The 16,880-nt window shown below is 54.0% G+C and carries 16 protein-coding genes; 1 reads left to right on the top strand and 15 read right to left on the bottom strand.

The annotated features are described in order from the left end of the window. Nucleotides 1-126: 126 nt before the first annotated feature. From DT73_RS16865 to DT73_RS16925, 13 genes are all read right to left on the bottom strand, one after another. The gene (locus tag DT73_RS16865; RefSeq protein ID WP_036111948.1) at nt 127-1,533 is read right to left on the bottom strand and encodes a hypothetical protein; all 1,407 of its coding nucleotides are present in this window, start codon (nt 1,531-1,533) and stop codon (nt 127-129) included. A 131-nt stretch (nt 1,534-1,664) separates the two neighbouring features. After that, a complete protein-coding gene (gene yedD, locus DT73_RS16870) occupies nt 1,665-2,120 on the bottom strand; it encodes a lipoprotein YedD (RefSeq protein WP_051691430.1) in 456 nt (151 codons plus the stop codon). Nucleotides 2,121-2,213: 93 nt separating this feature from the next. Beyond that, nucleotides 2,214-2,786 (bottom strand): cytochrome b/b6 domain-containing protein, encoded by a 573-nt coding sequence (locus DT73_RS16875; RefSeq protein ID WP_036111949.1) that lies wholly within the window; start codon nt 2,784-2,786, stop codon nt 2,214-2,216. A 96-nt stretch (nt 2,787-2,882) separates the two neighbouring features. Beyond that, nucleotides 2,883-3,893, bottom strand: coding sequence for an HAD family phosphatase (locus tag DT73_RS16880; protein ID WP_036111951.1), 1,011 nt, complete (start codon nt 3,891-3,893; stop codon nt 2,883-2,885). Continuing rightward, nucleotides 3,890-4,912: a BatD family protein gene (locus tag DT73_RS16885; protein ID WP_036111953.1), complete on the bottom strand. Its 1,023-nt coding sequence runs from the start codon at nt 4,910-4,912 to the stop codon at nt 3,890-3,892. Before DT73_RS16885 ends, DT73_RS16880 begins: the two co-directional genes overlap by 4 nt. Continuing rightward, complete coding sequence (locus DT73_RS16890) at nt 4,909-6,447, bottom strand: VWA domain-containing protein (protein WP_036111956.1); 1,539 nt, start codon at nt 6,445-6,447, stop codon at nt 4,909-4,911. The genes DT73_RS16885 and DT73_RS16890 overlap by 4 nt, the downstream gene beginning before the upstream one ends. Continuing rightward, nucleotides 6,444-7,424 (bottom strand): VWA domain-containing protein, encoded by a 981-nt coding sequence (locus DT73_RS16895; RefSeq protein WP_036111960.1) that lies wholly within the window; start codon nt 7,422-7,424, stop codon nt 6,444-6,446. The genes DT73_RS16890 and DT73_RS16895 overlap by 4 nt, the downstream gene beginning before the upstream one ends. Beyond that, the gene (locus DT73_RS16900; protein WP_036111963.1) at nt 7,417-7,857 is read right to left on the bottom strand and encodes a DUF4381 family protein; all 441 of its coding nucleotides are present in this window, start codon (nt 7,855-7,857) and stop codon (nt 7,417-7,419) included. The genes DT73_RS16895 and DT73_RS16900 overlap by 8 nt, the downstream gene beginning before the upstream one ends. Continuing rightward, nucleotides 7,858-8,763 (bottom strand): DUF58 domain-containing protein, encoded by a 906-nt coding sequence (locus DT73_RS16905; RefSeq protein ID WP_036111966.1) that lies wholly within the window; start codon nt 8,761-8,763, stop codon nt 7,858-7,860. Further along, nucleotides 8,763-9,755 carry a MoxR family ATPase gene (locus DT73_RS16910; RefSeq protein ID WP_036111969.1) on the bottom strand — a complete coding sequence of 331 codons (993 nt, stop codon included), beginning with the start codon at nt 9,753-9,755 and terminating at the stop codon, nt 8,763-8,765. Before DT73_RS16910 ends, DT73_RS16905 begins: the two co-directional genes overlap by 1 nt. After that, nucleotides 9,752-11,047: an anaerobic sulfatase maturase gene (locus DT73_RS16915; RefSeq protein ID WP_036111971.1), complete on the bottom strand. Its 1,296-nt coding sequence runs from the start codon at nt 11,045-11,047 to the stop codon at nt 9,752-9,754. The genes DT73_RS16910 and DT73_RS16915 overlap by 4 nt, the downstream gene beginning before the upstream one ends. Before the next feature lie 50 nt (nt 11,048-11,097). Further along, nucleotides 11,098-12,678 (bottom strand): arylsulfatase, encoded by a 1,581-nt coding sequence (locus tag DT73_RS16920; RefSeq protein WP_036111973.1) that lies wholly within the window; start codon nt 12,676-12,678, stop codon nt 11,098-11,100. Between the two features lie 87 nt (nt 12,679-12,765). Beyond that, complete coding sequence (locus DT73_RS16925) at nt 12,766-13,956, bottom strand: OmpP1/FadL family transporter (RefSeq protein WP_036111974.1); 1,191 nt, start codon at nt 13,954-13,956, stop codon at nt 12,766-12,768. 925 nt (nt 13,957-14,881) lie between these two features. Here DT73_RS16925 and DT73_RS16930 point away from each other — a divergent pair. Next, nucleotides 14,882-15,130 (top strand): DinI-like family protein, encoded by a 249-nt coding sequence (locus DT73_RS16930; RefSeq protein ID WP_036111976.1) that lies wholly within the window; start codon nt 14,882-14,884, stop codon nt 15,128-15,130. A 393-nt stretch (nt 15,131-15,523) separates the two neighbouring features. Here the strand turns inward: DT73_RS16930 and DT73_RS16935 are convergent, their stop codons facing one another. After that, nucleotides 15,524-15,853 (bottom strand): YnfA family protein, encoded by a 330-nt coding sequence (locus tag DT73_RS16935; RefSeq protein WP_036112028.1) that lies wholly within the window; start codon nt 15,851-15,853, stop codon nt 15,524-15,526. A gap of 406 nt (nt 15,854-16,259) precedes the next feature. Then, nucleotides 16,260-16,808 carry a recombinase family protein gene (locus DT73_RS16940; protein WP_036111980.1) on the bottom strand — a complete coding sequence of 183 codons (549 nt, stop codon included), beginning with the start codon at nt 16,806-16,808 and terminating at the stop codon, nt 16,260-16,262. Nucleotides 16,809-16,880: the final 72 nt, after the last annotated feature.

Consider the following 16,880-nt stretch of genomic DNA (forward strand, 5'->3'; position numbering starts at 1 on the left):
GGGCACCTTTATTTTTTACTTACCACACCTGAGCTGTGCCCTGCAGCCATCTTTGCAAGGCCTGGTCCGGCTTGAAAAAAGCCTGCTAATGTAGCAGGCTGGGGTAATTTACCTGTAGGTAAGTTGTCAATCAAACTCCGCACACAACGCTGTTTTATAATCATTGTAGCGCCCTTGTGCATGTTTAATTGTGGTCACCACCCAGGTGAAACTGTGGTCTGTATGCTCAATATCAATGGCATAACTTCCCGGGATTGTTGCCACACCTGGCATCGCAGCCAGCTCACTGGCAACAGCGCTCAGAGCCATCTGGTCAAGGAACCAGACCGCATTATTCTGGTTTAAATTATTAAGCAGGAACTTACGTACTTTGCCAATATAACTTTTCGACGTATTTCCCCCACCCAGCCAGACAAACCCACCACATACGCTTTCCCAGAAAGGTGCAATTTCGGGCTTGTTAAGCAACAGATCCATGCCTGCAATACGCGGCATAATATCCTGCCAGGATTTACGAAACAGGCAATCAGCATCAACGACCAGGACCGGGGTTTTGAGTGCTTTCAGCGCATATTCAGCAAAAATAAAGCGCCTGGACGCATAGTGCGTAACAATATTTTCTGCAACGGAAACAATTTCCGAGGTACAAGAAATGTTAAGTTCAGGGAATTGTTGCCTGAGCCGTGCGACATCTGTACGCACTGCATCAGTTATGTTGTAAACATGCAGGTGAACGTTCAGTAACCCATTGTTAGTATCAAATATTGAATACACCAGTGGCACTGCATGTTTTGCGTAATAAACCGGATCACAACAAACCACCACAGTAGTACGGTCATTATTGCATGCCGGGGCAAACTCTATATTGTAAGCGTCAGCCGGAAAGGACATCTTTTGCCGCAGGCTTCTGAAATCAATAAATGACTCTGGCGTCCCACCGCATTTGTAGATAGTAGTTACTGTCAACAGTAACGCCATCGCATCCTCGCCCATCAGTTGCGAATCTGCGGTTAGCGTTTTAACTAATGACAAAGCCAGGTCAAAATTTTCTTCGATCACCGCCAACATCAGCATTATTTTAACGATTTTGGCTGATGATTTGAGATATTCACTATTCTGACCAACCAAACTAACAACACTTTCAATATCGCCAACCCGGAAGAGCAACTGAATCACAGCTTCCAGGTATTCAATACAAGGATGGCGGGTAATCGCATCTGTCAGGGCCTGATTGAGGCTGCTTTTCAGCCCTTCTGGTAAAATGACTTGTTTACCTTGCCAGGATTTATCCAAAGACAGATTCGCCATAACCACGGCCAGCAGTAATGACTTTAACCCTTTATCGTGAGTTTCTGGCAACCCGGAATCGGCACTTAGCACTGAGCGGCACAACCCGAAAAAGTCCAGCTGCCCTTGTACCGTATATTTTTCAAGCTCAAGTACTGGCAGTTTGCCAGTCTCAGTAATAGTAATTTCCCGTGTAAAAACATCGCGATAGAACTGGTGCATCTTTTTGGCGCGAAAATAGTCCATCTGCTTCACCTTCGTAACCTGGTTACCTGATATCTCTTTGTTCTCCCAGAAATATGAACAAGAGACTGTGCCAGTCTACGCTAGCACAGGGTAACAGGATTAACGGGGAGAATAGACGGGGTTAACAAGGGTTATTGTGCAGAAGGCGCAGAGGGTATTTCCCCGGCAACAGCAGCAGATGCAAACTGCGGCAGTTTACCCATCTCCGCCTGGCATTCGACTGTAGGTTTATCCACACGTTTAAGCGTCATTCCCGCGTAGTCCAGCGTTTCGCCATCCAGTTCAACTGTATAAATATCCCGTTTCTGTGTGACGTTATACAGCGTATCACCACGCTGCATCAGCTTACCGGGCTCAGCAATCACGCGCTGCCACTGGCGGCAATCCAGGGTATCACCCTCTTTGGTGACCACCAGGCTCGCTATCGCTTCCGGGCTTACCAGCTTAGATTGCGGCCCCGCAGACTGCCAGTAGCCCACCAGCCATTGCGGAGCTGGTGCTTTAACCACCTGGGTGTAATCATCAACCTGAACGCAACCGGCCAGCATAAGTGCAGCGATAGCGGGTAACAGTGTGATTTTTTTCATCATATTTCCCACAAAAAAGAGAGTGCGTGTATTCTGGCACTAACCCGCTACGGATACCAGCCTCCTGCCATACAGCACCGTTACCACCACAGGCTATTCACGCTTTACGGGTAAAAACTGGCGCAGGGCAAAATGCAGTAGCCCCATGGCGCCATGGGCAAAGATATAGACCTCAATCAGGCCGGTCAGAAATTTATGCCAGTGAATAACATTGAAGCCAACAGCATATCCCATCAAATATAAAGCGACGCCAATAGAACCGGACAAAGCCACTAGCAATAGTGCTCCCACACCTAATCCCTGAACGGTAGCGGCGATCCCTCCCGCAGAAGCTTCAGGCAGGTGAAAGTGAGCCAGGGTGCGTAAATCCTTCACTATTCCTGAAAAATCCCCCAGCAGCCAGGCAAAGTAATAGCGAAAACCACGCAGTGCCAGGACATAGAACAGTAATGCGAAACCCAGAATTACCAGTACAGACCCGGCTATGATATGCAGCCAGGTACATAAAAACACCAGTAACCCGGCACTGATGTCGGTAATCGCTTCTACCTGTGTCGCGTTACTGTTAATAATTTGCCCGATGACCAGCGCGGCTATCAGGATATGTACCACCCGCAATAGCCGGGGCTGCGTTTCACCAAGGTAATGCCAGAATGTCCGTAACATTGTCGTGCCTCATAACGCGTTGATTGTGCGTTCAGAGTGGCGCAATAAACTTAAAAAAAACTTAGCACTCAATGAAAATAACCCGCCACCACAGGTTTATTTCGCCGGGTGGTAACTGCACTGCGCCGGGTCGAATACCTGATTCCAGTCACTCTTCATATTCACCACCACCCAGCCATAATGGGGGGCCAGGCTCAGCCCGTTAATTAATTTGCCGCTGGCGCTCGGGTGCGCGTCATAGGCGTATTCCCGTTGTGCGTCTGTATGGTGAATCAGCACACCCAGTGGTTTTACCTGTTTATTCGCCGAAGTGTACTGCAGCATGGGCACATCACCATCGCTGTTACCAAAGGCGGCTACCGGGCGGTGCCCCATAAACAGGTGGATGGAGACCGGTTTTTGGGCTTCGTCGTTATAAAACGCGCCTTTCATGGTTTTCTCTAACTGTGTGCCGTCATCGGTCAGGCGAAACTCGGTTAACGAGAATGACCCCACCACCTGCTCAGGGGGAATACCGTACATCTCCCCCGCCACCCGGCGCATAAAATCAATTCCACCCCCGGATATAATCCAGGTTTTAAAGCCCTTATCACGCAGGTAATCCAGCAACTGGCGCATGGGTAAATACCCCAGCTTGTTGTACGGGCAGCCAAACCGTGGGTGGCGGTGAGAGGCCAGCCAGGCGTCAACCCGCTGGTCAAACTCTTCCACCGGCATATTGCTGTGAGTCAGGGTGAGTAACGTCATCAGCCCCTGCTGCCCGGCTTTTGCCAGGGCTGCCATATCGTGTTTCTGCGCGGCAATGACCACCGGGTTATCCTGCCATTCAGGGTGAGAGGGCGCCAGGCGGTTAACTTCATCCACCGCGAACTGTAACTGGAATGTCAGGGGCGCTTCCGGCCACAGTGTGCCGTCATTGTCGAACACCACATAACGCTGGTCCGGCGGGATAAAATCCGGTCCATCCTGCTGTGTGCTCTGTGCCACCCAGTTAAGGATTTGTGATTTCGCAGGCGATGCGTTCCATGCAGATAACGGCCCGTTTTCAGCGCTCCATGCCATAAACGGGAGCAACACCACAGCCAGCGGTAATAAACGTGTCTTCATTTTATTCTCCTGTGTGAGGGTATTTTCCCCGGCAGGGGCACCTCTCCCCAGAATGCCTGCCAGCGGTAACCCAATGTTTTACCCAAACGAATAAGTAGCAACCGCCCTTTCCAGGCGGCCAACGCCCCGGCCAGAATCACCGCCAGCCATGCGGCCAGCGTTCCCCAGGGGAGTGGCGCACCCGCCCGAAGAGCTGTTTCAGCTCCGGCGGCGCGTGCGGGGGCAAAATCCCATGTTTTCCCGGGCAAACGGGCTTCCTGCCAGCGCTGCGTGGCGGTGTCCCACCAGCGCAGCACCACATCCGGTGCCGTCAGGCTCCCTGCCTGTTGCGGCTGGTAGCGCAGCCGTTCAACATATTCAATGCCGGTTACGTCGCCACGCCCCTGAGTCAGTACCCGGCTTTGTGGGGCCAGCCGTTGCGTGTCTGTACCGGCTACCGCAAATAGCAGCGGCGGTACCTGTGCCGGAATAATCCCCTGTGCGCGCAGTGTGACCTGGCGCTCAACCACATCACCCACATGCAGTTCACCGTCTTCGGTTGCCCGGTAAAGTTGCCAGTGTTGCTGCAAAGCCAGTTGGGATGCGGGCAGGAAGCGGTCCGGTTGTTCTACACCGGCGGGCCAGTGAACGGGTTGTGTCAGTGCAGGCAGGGCGGCTGTCGTCGGGCCTTCCTGTAGTGAAGGCTGAGTAATACTGATGGCAGGCAGTACCAGGTTGCCACCGTCAAAGGCCACCACCTGGCGGGACATGCGCACACCGCTCCAGGTGGTGTTTCCCCGGCGGCGGCTCAACAACTGGTTAGGCTCCGCTTCAGTCAACAGCATGCCGTTTTCCACTGGCATCGGCGCTGGCCATTGTGGCGGCGGGTTAAACCAGCCGTCAGTCCACCAGGTCACCACCACCCGGGCCGGTTGCCCGGGAACCAGTTGGTCTGGAGCCACCAGTTCACGGGTAATTTCAGTGGCTGCCTGAGCACAACCGGCCAGACACAGCAGTAACCAGAGCAGTATTTTTTTCATTGCCCCTCCTCTGGTGCCGCGTGATAAAGATTTTCCAGCAGGCCTGCCGGGGAAATATCCAGCCGGTCGTACCACTGGCTGAGCTGCGGTGCCGCAACGGTTGTGGGTTTATTCAGTTGCTGCTCCACCCCCTGTTCTTTTTCCAGGTCATGCTTAATGGCATCCGGGTCGAAGTCCTGGTCGCCATCCTGTTCCGCCTGGCGGTCGCGTTCCTGTTTACGTAACTGCAGCACAATCGCAGCAATTTTCGCCCGGTTAGCCAGTGCCAGATGCCAGCCGGGGCGCAGGCTCAGTGCTTCGTCATAGCGGTTAAGCGCCTGCTGCCACTGTTTAAGTTGCGCGCAGGTGTTGCCCTGCCACACCAGCATATCCGGGCCGGGAGGCGCTTCACGAAATGCAGACAACGCCGCGTTGTAGTCCTGCGCCATGTAGAGTGCAATTCCCCGGCGCAGTGGGTCCTGGTAGTGCTGAGCGGCACCGGCATAATCACCGCGCTTAAACGCCATCTGGCCCTGCATATCCGGGCTTACCCAGGCATCCAGCCAGCCACTGGCCGATGCCTGAGGGCTGAACCCACTGAAAGAAACTGACACTAGCACGGCGAGAAACCACTGCCGCCTGCCGGCAAGTAACACCAGCAGAAGTGGGATAACCAGCCAGTAACCGCTGTTCAGCCAGTGCATATCGCTGCGGCTGTTCTGCTGCTGTGTTACGCTGTGTTGTACCTGGCGCACCACGGCATTCACATCGTCATTGTCGTGGCTGATAAGCGTTACCGGTATCCCGGCAGATTTCAGTTGGGTGAAACGCGCCACATTAAGGTGGGTAGTGCCCGTGTCAGCCGCGAATTTTTCCGGTAACCGGCCGCCTGCTGCCGTACCGGGTACCCAGACCTGTAGCGGCAACGATCCCGCCTGCTCACTCAGCCACCGGGCATCCTGTGCAGTGAGGTTATCCGCCACCAGTATCAGGCTGTGTGGCACTGTGCTGTTGCGTGGAAAGCTGTTGTTTGCCAGTTGAACAGCAGCCTGTAACCCGCTGCCGTCGCCCTCTGGTAACTGTTCGGGCGACTGGGCATTCAGGAATAAATTAAAGAAAACCGGGTCATCGGTAAGCGGGACTGTCAGAAAGGCGCGGGAGCGGTACACCACCAGCCCGGTGCGGCTGCCAGGCAGTGCCTGAACCAGCTGCTGCAGTTTGCGCTGCATCTGCTGGTGGCGGCTGGGCGGAATATCCTGTGCCAGCATAGCGCTGTCCTGTTGCAGAATAACCATCACATTAGACTGCAGGCTCAGGCCCGATGGCTGCGCTTTCTGCCATGATGGCCCGGCCAGCGCCACCATACCCAACGCCCAGGCTACTGCAAGCCAGCCATTGCGCCGTGACCGCTCGCCGGTGACCAGCACACGGGCAAACGCTGGCGACATAATGCGGTACCAGGCACTGCTGCCCGCCCGCCCTGCCCACAGCAACAGCGGGCATAGCAGTAACCCGGCCAGCCACCAGGGCGACAGAAAGTGGAACGCGCCGGTCATAACCGCCTCCCCGCCATGGCGACTCCGGCCAGGCTGAACAGCAGCAACACAACCAGCGCACCACCCAGTGGCCAGGGGAACAGCGCCCTGCGCCAGGCATAACCCAGGGTTTCCACCCGTGCCGGGGTCATGGCATCAATGGCCTGCCACACCTGAGCCAGGCTAGAAGCCGAGCTGCCTGCCTGCCAGAACTGCCCCCCGGTTTGCTGCGCAATGGTCTGTAACAGTGCCGTATCCACTCTATCCGGGCCGGTTGCCTGCGCATCGCCAAAGGCAATGGTGTGCACTTCCACATGGTGAGACACCGCCAGCTGTACCGCCATATCGGGAGCCAGGCGGGAAGCTGTGTCGTTACCGTCGGTTAATAAAATCGCCATCCGGCTGGCTCTGGCATCCACACCGGTGTCCAGTAATTTCACGGCCACCGCCAGGGCATCGCCCACGGCAGTCTGTTGCCCGGCCATTCCCGCAGACAACTGGGTCACCCGCTCCAGCAACGCCTGCTTATCTTCACTGAGCGCCGCAAAGGGCCATGCCTGGTTGGCAAATATAACCAGCCCCATGCGGTCGGTTTTACGCCGGTTAATAAATTCCCGCACGGTATGCTGTACTGCCTGCAAGCGGGTTTGCCCGCCCGTGGCGTCACGGGTGTCCATTGATCCCGAGACATCCAGTACCAGGACAACATTGCGCAACGGTTTAATGATTTGTTGGGGAGGCAACAGGTATTCCGGGCGGGCAAGCGCACAAACTGCCAGCAGCCAGGCAAGCCAGAACCCGGCAGCCTGCCAGCGCCGTGGGGCTCGTGGCGGGTCAGACAGTTGCAGCTCTGCCACCAGTTGGGGCAAAAAGGGAACACGCACCAGTACTCCGGCATCCGGCGTTTTTCTGGTAAACAGCCCGGTAATAAATGGCAGAGGTAACAACAACCAGACCCAGGGCCAGGCAAAGCTCAGGCGGGAAAGGAGTTCAGACATCCGGTATCTCCTCCAGCCATTGCGCTATCTGCCCGCGGATACGTGCATTGACAGGTTCTGGTAACCGGTTGTCTGGCTGGCAGTATTTTTCCGCCAGCGCTGTTACCAGGTCCGCATCAAGGGGCACCTGCGCCAGCACTTCCTCCACGCCCTGCAGGCGGCTGACTTCCGCGCGCGGATGGTGCACCAGCAAAATACGCCGGACCACCACCAGCCAGTCATCTGCATTATGCAGGTTGCGGGCCAGGGCTGATGCTTCACGGCGCCAGCGGTTGCGCCGCCAGCGGGCAACGCGCAACAGCCCCCAGACACCGGCTCCCAGCGCCAGGCACGCAGCCAGCCAGTACCAGCCATCCGGCAACGGTAGCCAGGAAACAGGTTGTGGCAGTGGAGGCAACGCCAGGTCTGGTACGGTAAAGCCTTTATCCAGCATTTACACCCCCGGCCTGAGTTGGGGCAATAACGGCTCGCTGACCACCACCTGGTTAACCCGGCACCCCGTGCGCGCCAGGCGGTTTTCCAGGGTCGCCAGGCGCGCGCTGGTCTGTTCACGAATGCGTTGCTGTAATGAGGGTGTCAGCGAAACGGTAGTGCGCACCTGCTGGTAATACGCGCCCAGTTCGCCACTGGCGGGCAGACGCAGGTGTAAATCATCCAGCATAATAAAGGCACTGATACTGCCACGGCGGCATAACCTTGCCAGCAGGGTTTCACAGGCAGGGTCCAGGTCATGAAAATCACTGATAAACGCCAGCCAGGCGCCCGGCGGCATCATTTTATCCAGCCGAATAAGAACAGATAACAGCGTCACCGGCCCGGTAGTTCCGGACTGGTAACGCGCCGGTAGTGCAGCATTAAAGCTTTCCAGTGAAGCCAGCAGTGGGGGCAGGCTGGCTGCCGGGCTGCGGCAGGGAACAGGTTGTAACCGGTCATCACCAAATACCAGGCTGCCCAGCCGGTCGCCATCGTGCCAGGCCCGCCAGGCCAGCAGAGCGGCGGTCTGCGCCGCCGCAACGGATTTCATTTGCCCGCGGGTGGCAAAAAACATATCCAGCCGCTGGTCGGTACACACCAGTACCGGGCGTTCGCGCTCTTCATTGTACAGCCGCACCCAGGGTGTACGCAGGCGGGCTGTGGCCTGCCAGTCTATCAGGCGCACATCATCACCGGGCTGGTAACGGCGCAGGCTGTCGAAGTTAAGCCCGCGCCCGGTCTGCCGGGCCACTCTCTCCCCGGCCTGCGCCCCGGGAGGTAACTGCGCCGGGGGGTTACGCAGTTGCCGTGCCGCGGTCGCCAGCAACATTAGCTGTTCACGGGTGACAGTCATTTCACCAGGCATCAGGCCACCACCGCATCCAGCAGCATCTGTACCGCATCATCAGCCGTAATGTTGTCGGCACTGGCCTGGTAACTGAGCAGCAGCCGGTGGCGCAGTACCGCTGGTGCCACGGTATGAATATCTTCCGGTAACACGGCGTCGCGGCCAGATAACCAGGCATGAGCCCTGGCACAACGGTCCAGTGCCAGGGTGCCACGCGGGCTGACGCCCAGCGCCAGGTAACTGGCGAATGCCTCACTCACCACCGATGGCGTGCGGGTCATGGCCACCAGATTGACTATGTACTCCTCCATGGCAGGTGCCACATACAGGCTGGCGATGTCCCGCCAGCACGTGCTGATATCCGCCGGGCTCAGCACTACGTCAGGTTCGTTACTGGTCTGTGGCTTTTCACCCTGGTAGCGGGCCTGTTGTTCCTGGCGCACCAGTTGCATCACCCGCTGTTCATGCTCTTTACTGGGGTAACCCACCTGCACTTTCATCAAAAAGCGGTCCAGTTGGGCTTCCGGCAATGGCCAGGTCCCTTCCTGGTCGATGGGGTTTTGAGTTGCCATAACCATAAACACGCCGGGCAGAGGCCAGGTTTTCCCGGCCACCGTCACATGGCGCTCTTCCATGGCCTCCAGCAGGGCCGACTGCACCCGGGCCGAAGCCCGGTTGATTTCATCTGCCAGAATGATGTTGCCGAACACAGGGCCAGGCCGGAAGCGGAACTGGTCTTCCTCTCTGGTGGCCTGCTGCTGGTAAATTTCACTGCCGGTAATATCTGAAGGCAGTAAATCCGGGGTGAACTGAATGCGGCGGAATTCGCCTTCGACATGTTCTGCCAGCGCCCGCACTGCACGGGTTTTTGCCAGCCCCGGCAGCCCTTCGAGCAACACATGCCCGTCGCACAGCAGGGCAATAACCAGCATCCGCACCAGGTTTTCCTGCCCCAGCACCTGCCGGTTCATGGCGGCTTCCAGTGCCAGCATTTTTTCACGTGGCGTCATAGCACCTTCTCCTGGTCCGGGTGTTTCAGCAGCACGGCAATCCCGGCCAGAATGGGGGCCGAATAGTCAAAAAAGGCTTTGATGCCCGGGCAGAGATAATTCAGCCCGGCCTCACCGTCTTTGGTGCGTACCAGGCGGTTTTTGGGGCACTCCCCCCAGCACAGTTTCAGGTGTGGGCAGCGTTTACAGTCGCCCGGCAGGGTATCACGCTTGCCAAACCCGAAGGCTTTCTGGCGCTCTGAAATTGCCATATGGGCAAGGCGTGCATCAGCCAGGTTACCCAGACGGTATTCCGGGTATACATAGTGGTCACAGGAAAAAATATCGCCATTTTTTTCAATAGCCAGCCCCTTCCCGCAGAACTCTGCTGTCACACAGATTTGCGCCGGCATGCCCATGGTCTGGGCCACAGCTGTTTCAAACAGGTTAACCTGCACCCGCCCAAGGTCGTTATTCACCCACTCTTCGAAGACCGCAATCAGAAAGCGCCCCCACTCTTCTGGGTCTACTGACCAGTCGGTGACGATGGAATCCAGATCGCCAGGTTTTGCCCGCCGGGTACCGGTCACCGGAATGGAATCATCCTGCCAAAACTGCGGTGCCGTTTGCTGAAATTCACGGGCTTCCACGCAGGGGTTGAACTGGATATAAGTGACGCCCAGCTCACGAGTCAGGAAGCGGTATACCTCCTGCGGGAAACGGGCATTGGTGTTATTGACAGTGACCAGGGCATTAAAAGGCACCTGGTGGCGTTTCAGGGCTGCCACACCTTCCATCACGCGGGCAAATGTAGGCTTGCCGCTCCGGGTAACCCGGTGGCGGTCATGCAACTGTTCAGGGCCGTCTATCGATAACCCCACCAGAAAATGGTGCGCTTTCAGCCAGGCAGCCCATTCATCATTGATCAGCAGGCCGTTGGTTTGCAGGTCATTCTCAATACGCTGGCCGGGTTTCTGGTATTTTTTCTGGAATGCCACCACTTTGTCGAACCAGGCAAGCCCCATCAGGGTGGGTTCGCCCCCCTGCCAGGAAAACACCACCTGGTCGCCATCCTGGCTGTCGATATACTGGCGGATAAAATTTTCCAGAACCTCGTCGGACATATCTTCGCGCCGGTTCTGGTGCAGCAGGTGTTCTTTGTGCAGGTAAAAACAGTAGGTGCAGTCGATATTGCAGCGTGAGCCAGTGGGTTTTGCCATCACATGGAAGCGCCGCTGGTACGCCGGGCCTTTGCCCTGATATTTTTCAGCAGAGGGTAAAGCGGTAACAGGCAGCGTGGTGCTGTGCTTCATAAAACCTCCGTTAACCGGGCAGTTCCCCTGCCCGGTTGTGGGTAACCCAATCAGTTCCTGACTGACATCCCTTCATCCAGCAATGCCTGAACATCGCCCACGGTGAAGGAGCCCGGTTTCTGGCGGGGCGGGAACTCTTTGAAGCTTGCCAGCATATTCGCGACATATTTCTGTGCCCCGCCCAGCAGGAAGGCACGGTTATAGAACCAGGCGTTGTAATCCATGCCGGAATCGCCGCGTTCCAGCGGGTCTACTTCCAGGTCGAACAGCATCGGCGTGCGCAGGCGGGTGAACGGGTAACGCCACACATCAATGCCGGAGTGTTCCTGAATCATGAAGTGCGCTTTCCAGCGCCCATAACGCATGGCCAGCAAGTCACCGTCATCACTCCAGTAGAAGAACTCTTTACGCTGGTCTGGCCCTTTCCCGGTCAGGAAATCGAGCTGGTTGTAGCCGTCCAGGTGCACCTTATAGGTGATAGTCGGCGTTTTATAGCCTTTGAGTAGTTGCTGTTTGATATCCGGGTCACCCGCCGCCGCTACCAGCGTGGGGAACCAGTCATTGCTGGCGAAAATATCGTTGATGACCGTGCCCGGTTTAATATGCCCTGGCCATTTGATCATGGCAGGCACCCGGAAACCGCCTTCCCAGCCGGTATTTTTTTCACCACGGAACGGTGTCATCCCGGCATCCGGCCAGGTGGCAATCATGGGCCCGTTATCGGTGGTATAGATAACAATGGTGTTATCCTCAATGCCGAGATCTTTAATTTTCTGCAGCACTTCGCCAATCATCTTGTCATGCTCAACCATCCCGTCGGCATAGGTGCCCAGGCCGGTGACGCCCTGGCTGTCCGGTTTCAGGTGGGTGTGGTTATGCATTCTGGTAGTGTTGAACCAGGCGAAGAACGGCTTCCCGGCTTTCACCTGGCGCGACATAAAGTCGTTGTTGGCGGCAAGGAACTCCTGGTCCACAGTTTCCATACGTTTCACGGTCAGCGGGCCGGTATCTTCCACCTTGCCGTCGGCCGTACTTTTCAGCACGCCACGCGGGCCAAACATTTTGCGGAATTCAGGGTCTTTCGGGTAGTCCGGGTTTTCCGGCTCTTCTTCTGCATTAAGGTGATAGAGGTTGCCGACAAATTCATCAAAGCCGTGAGCGGTGGGCAGGAACTCATCCCGGTCACCCAGGTGGTTTTTACCGAACTGGCCGGTGGCGTAGCCCAGTTGTTTGAGGACATTGGCAATGGTCGGATCCTCTTTTTGGATCCCCTGCGGCGCGCCCGGCATCCCGACTTTACTCAGGCCGGTACGAAATGGCATCTGGCCGGTGATAAAAGCCGAGCGCCCGGCAGTGGAACTTTGCTCCGCATAATAAGAGGTAAACTTCGCACCCTCGGCAGCAATGCTGTCAATGTTCGGGGTTTTATAACCCATCATCCCCTGGTTATAGGTACTGAGGTTCCAGTAGCCAATGTCATCACCAAAGATAACAACAATGTTTGGCTTTGCGGAATTCTGCTCAGGCGCGGTTGGTGAAGTGCTTGCCGGGGCGGCATACACTGTGCTGGCACAACATACGACAGATAACGTGGCAGCCAACAGCGATTTACAAAACGGAATTTTTGTCATTTCTGTGCTCCGATTATCGTGGTCACATCAGGTCCTTGAACGCTTTTCGTCATAACACACAGTTACACCATCTGCTGTTCCTCTTGATTAGAATGTCTGGGTAAAGTTCATGCTGAAAAAATAGAGTGCCGGGTTGTGGTAACTGCCTTTCACTAGTGGCGAAGAAACCGAGGAGGACTGGATATCGGCATATTCGAAAGCCGCGCCAATTTGTTGCGTGCCCGACAATTGGTATTGCGCACCCACACCAAAACGCCAGGTATTGCCAGACGGCATGGTCAGCGATGTATCGCTCTGGGAACGGTAGAAGCTGCTGTCATAAGCAACCCCGGTGTTCAGGTGCCAGTCTGGGGTTGGGCGAAACTGAAGCCCAAGTGCGGTATGCCAGGTATCCCGCAGGCGCGAGTTACCGTCAACCTCATTGCCAGCAACATAGATTTGGCTGTTACTGTAGGCGCTCCAGTCCTGCCAGCCCAAATCCCCCATCACTGACCAGCGAGGGTTGATGTCGTAAACAGCGCTCAGCATGAGTTGCGCAGGCGTGCTCACATCAGCAGCAATGGGCAAGATATAAGACGTATTATTGAGTTGTGCGATACGCACCTGGTTGTCGATATTGAAGTGGTAGTCAGTTTTGCTGGTGTAAGTAAGCCCGACACGGGTTTGCGGTGTCAGGTCGAACAATATTCCAAGCCGGTAATTCAGCGCCCAGTCATGGTCGGTTTGTTTTTTATCTTCACCTGAAACATCCCGTGTTAGCGAGAGAAAACCATAATTAATTCCGATGCCGGCACCCACAGAAACCCTGTCGCTCAGTTTCCAGCCCACAGCAGGGCTCAACGTCATTGCCAACAGGGTGCTTTTTTTCAGTACCGCATCCCCTGCCCAGTTACCGAAATCCAGCCCCAGTCCGTAATTGCCATACAGGCCTAAACCCGCAGAAACCCGGTCATTAATTTGCTGGCGCCAAAATACACTGGAGGCCGGAAACCAGCCAATAGTATTCCCCGGGCTTTTCCCTTGTAAAACCGCGTCATTATCCTGTTGGTAGTTGGTGTCACCATATAAGGTCTGGATACCGCCGGTCAGCATATTGCCAGATAAGCGGGTCAGCCCGGCGGGGTTGGTCACCAGCGTGGAAGCGTCGCCTGCCCGGGCCGCCTGCCCGGCGCCAGCCAGCCCCAAATCTTCCGTTGCCATCTCATACAGATAAAGGCCACTGGCATAAGACGCACCAGTAAACATCAGGCCAAGAAGCACAGCACCTTGTCTGACCATATATTGCCCGTTTATCACATGTATTGGTTAATTACAGGCCGTTACAGCCTGAACGAAACAGCCTGATTTCAGGTACAAACCCGCCATCGCCCTTATTCCCGGGCGCAGAAAGGCGGTGTTGCAAGTATTGCCACACAGTTACGTCGCCTTACGGCAAAAAAGATTTATTAAATAAAATTAAGATTTGGTAATAAGTAATAAATGTAGATAAACCCGCAGCTTTCGCAAGTGTAATTCGGTGGAATTGAACAGTGAGGCGAGAAAGTTTTATTGCTGGCAGAGCTAGTTAGCCATGAAGGAATTGCACTAGGATAAATCTTATAAAAAATAGCAGGCAGGTAACCGCTGAATTGGTGCGCCACACCTGCCCGATATGCTATGCCGTTATTGCTGAAGGCTACACCTGCATGGACATAATATGACCGTGCATTTTTGAAAATCGTCTAACATCGCCCAAGAGCGCGTTACACATCATGATGTTGCAAGACCATTTTCACACCATCACATAAGGGCATCAAAGTTTGTATGTAGCATTTTGCCCCACTGGTGCCCCAGAGAGCACAAAGCTATGGTGACCATGGCCCTGTGCTTTTATGGTGATACTCCATCCTGCCTGTCTGCAATAGCCTTTCCTCTTCTCATGAATGGTTTTTCTATAAGAAGGTATGTTGCAGTGTTCAATGATATTATTGAAAAAATAGTGGCACTCATTGCATAAGTGTAGTTTACGTTAATTTTAATTAATGGTGTGAATATTATCGTATAACAAATACCATGCAATAAATAAATACTAAAACTAATTGCACCTAAAAATCTCATTACTTTTAATTTAAAAAATCCAAAAATTGAATTTCCTGAAGAGATTATCAGAAATAACAGGCCAATAATTACTGTACATAAAACCAGTAAATGAAAGGTGATTATCATGCGTGTCGAAATCAGCATCGCCCGGGAGAAAGCCAAAGCTATGCCAAAAGGCTCTATCGATGCACTGAAAACGGAAATGACGAAGCGCCTTAGCGCCAGGTATGAAGATGTTGAAGTGATTGTTAAGGCTGCCAGCAACGACGGATTATCCGTGCTTCGCTCAGCAGATAAGGAAGGCGATAAGGAGTATGTGCAGGAAGTGCTTCAGGAGACGTGGGAGTCAGCGGATGACTGGTTTACGCGCTGATTAGTCAATATACTCAACAGCGGCTGGTATCCATTCATACTCGCACTATCGAACGATCACCAGCCTGCCGCCGGCCGTTCTTGCATACGACGGTTCGGTGGCACTTTACCGCTTATCCGCAGCGGTAAATCTTCCCATCAGTCATATTCAGTTGTGTTCCCGGTTCTTCATGGGATTGTAGTGGCGCACTAAATTGGGATCCCCTTTTCCGGTCTCACATCAGTGTTGCTGACACTCACAGCAGACCCGCGTACTCCTGAGGTTGCTGGCTTAGAGCCAGGAGCGATATTCGGTACACAAGGCGGACGCCCCCCGTATTATTAGCGCTGTAATGACTTTGAACTGGATAGATTTATTACAAATCCAGTAATCATGTGATAAGGATAGTATCTCTCAGGCTCTGGGCGCAAACATAATGATGCTCATTCCCAATAGGGCTATGGTTGCCCCTAAAAAGTCCCAGATTGTTGGTTTTATTCCGTCTATGACCCAAAGCCATAAAATAGCAACAAAGATGTAAACACCACCATATGCAGCATAGACCCTACCGGAAGCCGTTGGATGTAAGGTAAGCAACCAGGCAAAAATGGCTAAGCTAAATGCCGAGGGGAGTATTAACCAGGCACTTTTACCTTCACGTAACCATAAATAGGGTAGATAGCAGCCGACAATTTCTGTCAACGCGGTTAATAAAAACAGTAGCATTGCCTTCAGTTCAGACATATTTCCTCTATTACTGACATGGCTTTTTGTTTGGTGAATTCGGATTTGCATACCAGGTTGGGTTCCAGAACAGGAGAAAGCAACCCCACTTAATTGTGTTAATATACTAGAATCTGAGTCCTGTATTTCACTCATAGCAACCTTTTAAGGCCGACCGACTCGTCATTCGAGCAGCCTTTCTATCACCAGAGTGTGTTAATCAATGGGGGAATTACCAGATTCCGTTTTCGAGACCGGTCTCATTTCTTTAATTTTCATTCAGTTAGTTAGAAAAATGAGAAAAATGTTTGATTTTCACACAGTGAAAATTCAATAAGTTAGCCTATACAATTCATTTGTTTTCTCATTAAAATCACCAACCAAACCTGCCTACAGCGCTTATAAATCCAATGCAAAATATCAAACGTCATGAAGCAGGAAACTTCTTGTACAACGTTGATATGCCAACATCAAAAATCAGGGCGACCTTTTTTCTTGGCTCACCAGCAGCAATCAATCTACCGGCTTGCGCCCATTGCTCTGGTGACAACTTTGGGCGGCGGCCACCGATCCGCCCTTCTTCTCTTGCAGCTGCTAAGCCGGCCCGGGTACGTTCGATAATAAGCTCACGCTCCATTTCCGCAAGGGCGCCCATGACATGAAAGAAAAAACGCCCCATGGGTGTGCTGGTATCAATACTGTCGGTCAGACTGCGAAAGTTAACACCACGTTGCCGCAGCTCCTCAATCAATATAACCAGGTGGCGCATGCTGCGCCCTAACCTGTCGAGCTTCCACACCACCAGCGTGTCGCCGTTAGAAAGCATCCTGAGAAGTTTTTTTAACCCGGGCCGTTCTGATGTCTTCCCGCTGATTTTATCCTCAAAAATTAGCTCACATCCTGCACACTCGAGTGCATTTCGTTGTAATGCCGTGTTCTGGTCATTTGTTGACACCCTCACATAGCCTATCAGCACAAGTATTCCTCCCGGCAAAAGCCGAAAGCATGCCAAATAGCGGGCGAACGGTCATTCTCTTAAACCTTGGTT

Origin of the sequence: Mangrovibacter sp. MFB070 (genome assembly GCF_000705335.1) — a bacterium.
GTDB lineage: Bacteria > Pseudomonadota > Gammaproteobacteria > Enterobacterales > Enterobacteriaceae > Mangrovibacter > Mangrovibacter plantisponsor.

Excerpts from the sequence above, each read along its gene's own strand:
- DT73_RS16935 (WP_036112028.1), bottom strand. The coding sequence starts at position 15,853 with ATGTCTGAACTGAAGGCAATGCTACTGTTTTTATTAACCGCGTTGACA.
- DT73_RS16925 (WP_036111974.1), bottom strand. The coding sequence starts at position 13,956 with ATGGTCAGACAAGGTGCTGTGCTTCTTGGCCTGATGTTTACTGGTGCG.
- DT73_RS16920 (WP_036111973.1), bottom strand. The coding sequence starts at position 12,678 with ATGACAAAAATTCCGTTTTGTAAATCGCTGTTGGCTGCCACGTTATCT.
- DT73_RS16910 (WP_036111969.1), bottom strand. The coding sequence starts at position 9,755 with ATGACGCCACGTGAAAAAATGCTGGCACTGGAAGCCGCCATGAACCGG.
- DT73_RS16875 (WP_036111949.1), bottom strand. The coding sequence starts at position 2,786 with ATGTTACGGACATTCTGGCATTACCTTGGTGAAACGCAGCCCCGGCTA.
- DT73_RS16930 (WP_036111976.1), top strand. The coding sequence starts at position 14,882 with ATGCGTGTCGAAATCAGCATCGCCCGGGAGAAAGCCAAAGCTATGCCA.
- DT73_RS16915 (WP_036111971.1), bottom strand. The coding sequence starts at position 11,047 with ATGAAGCACAGCACCACGCTGCCTGTTACCGCTTTACCCTCTGCTGAA.
- yedD (WP_051691430.1), bottom strand. The coding sequence starts at position 2,120 with ATGAAAAAAATCACACTGTTACCCGCTATCGCTGCACTTATGCTGGCC.
- DT73_RS16890 (WP_036111956.1), bottom strand. The coding sequence starts at position 6,447 with ATGACCGGCGCGTTCCACTTTCTGTCGCCCTGGTGGCTGGCCGGGTTA.
- DT73_RS16865 (WP_036111948.1), bottom strand. The coding sequence starts at position 1,533 with ATGGACTATTTTCGCGCCAAAAAGATGCACCAGTTCTATCGCGATGTT.
- DT73_RS16900 (WP_036111963.1), bottom strand. The coding sequence starts at position 7,857 with ATGCTGGATAAAGGCTTTACCGTACCAGACCTGGCGTTGCCTCCACTG.
- DT73_RS16885 (WP_036111953.1), bottom strand. The coding sequence starts at position 4,912 with ATGAAAAAAATACTGCTCTGGTTACTGCTGTGTCTGGCCGGTTGTGCT.
- DT73_RS16880 (WP_036111951.1), bottom strand. The coding sequence starts at position 3,893 with ATGAAGACACGTTTATTACCGCTGGCTGTGGTGTTGCTCCCGTTTATG.
- DT73_RS16905 (WP_036111966.1), bottom strand. The coding sequence starts at position 8,763 with ATGCCTGGTGAAATGACTGTCACCCGTGAACAGCTAATGTTGCTGGCG.
- DT73_RS16895 (WP_036111960.1), bottom strand. The coding sequence starts at position 7,424 with ATGTCTGAACTCCTTTCCCGCCTGAGCTTTGCCTGGCCCTGGGTCTGG.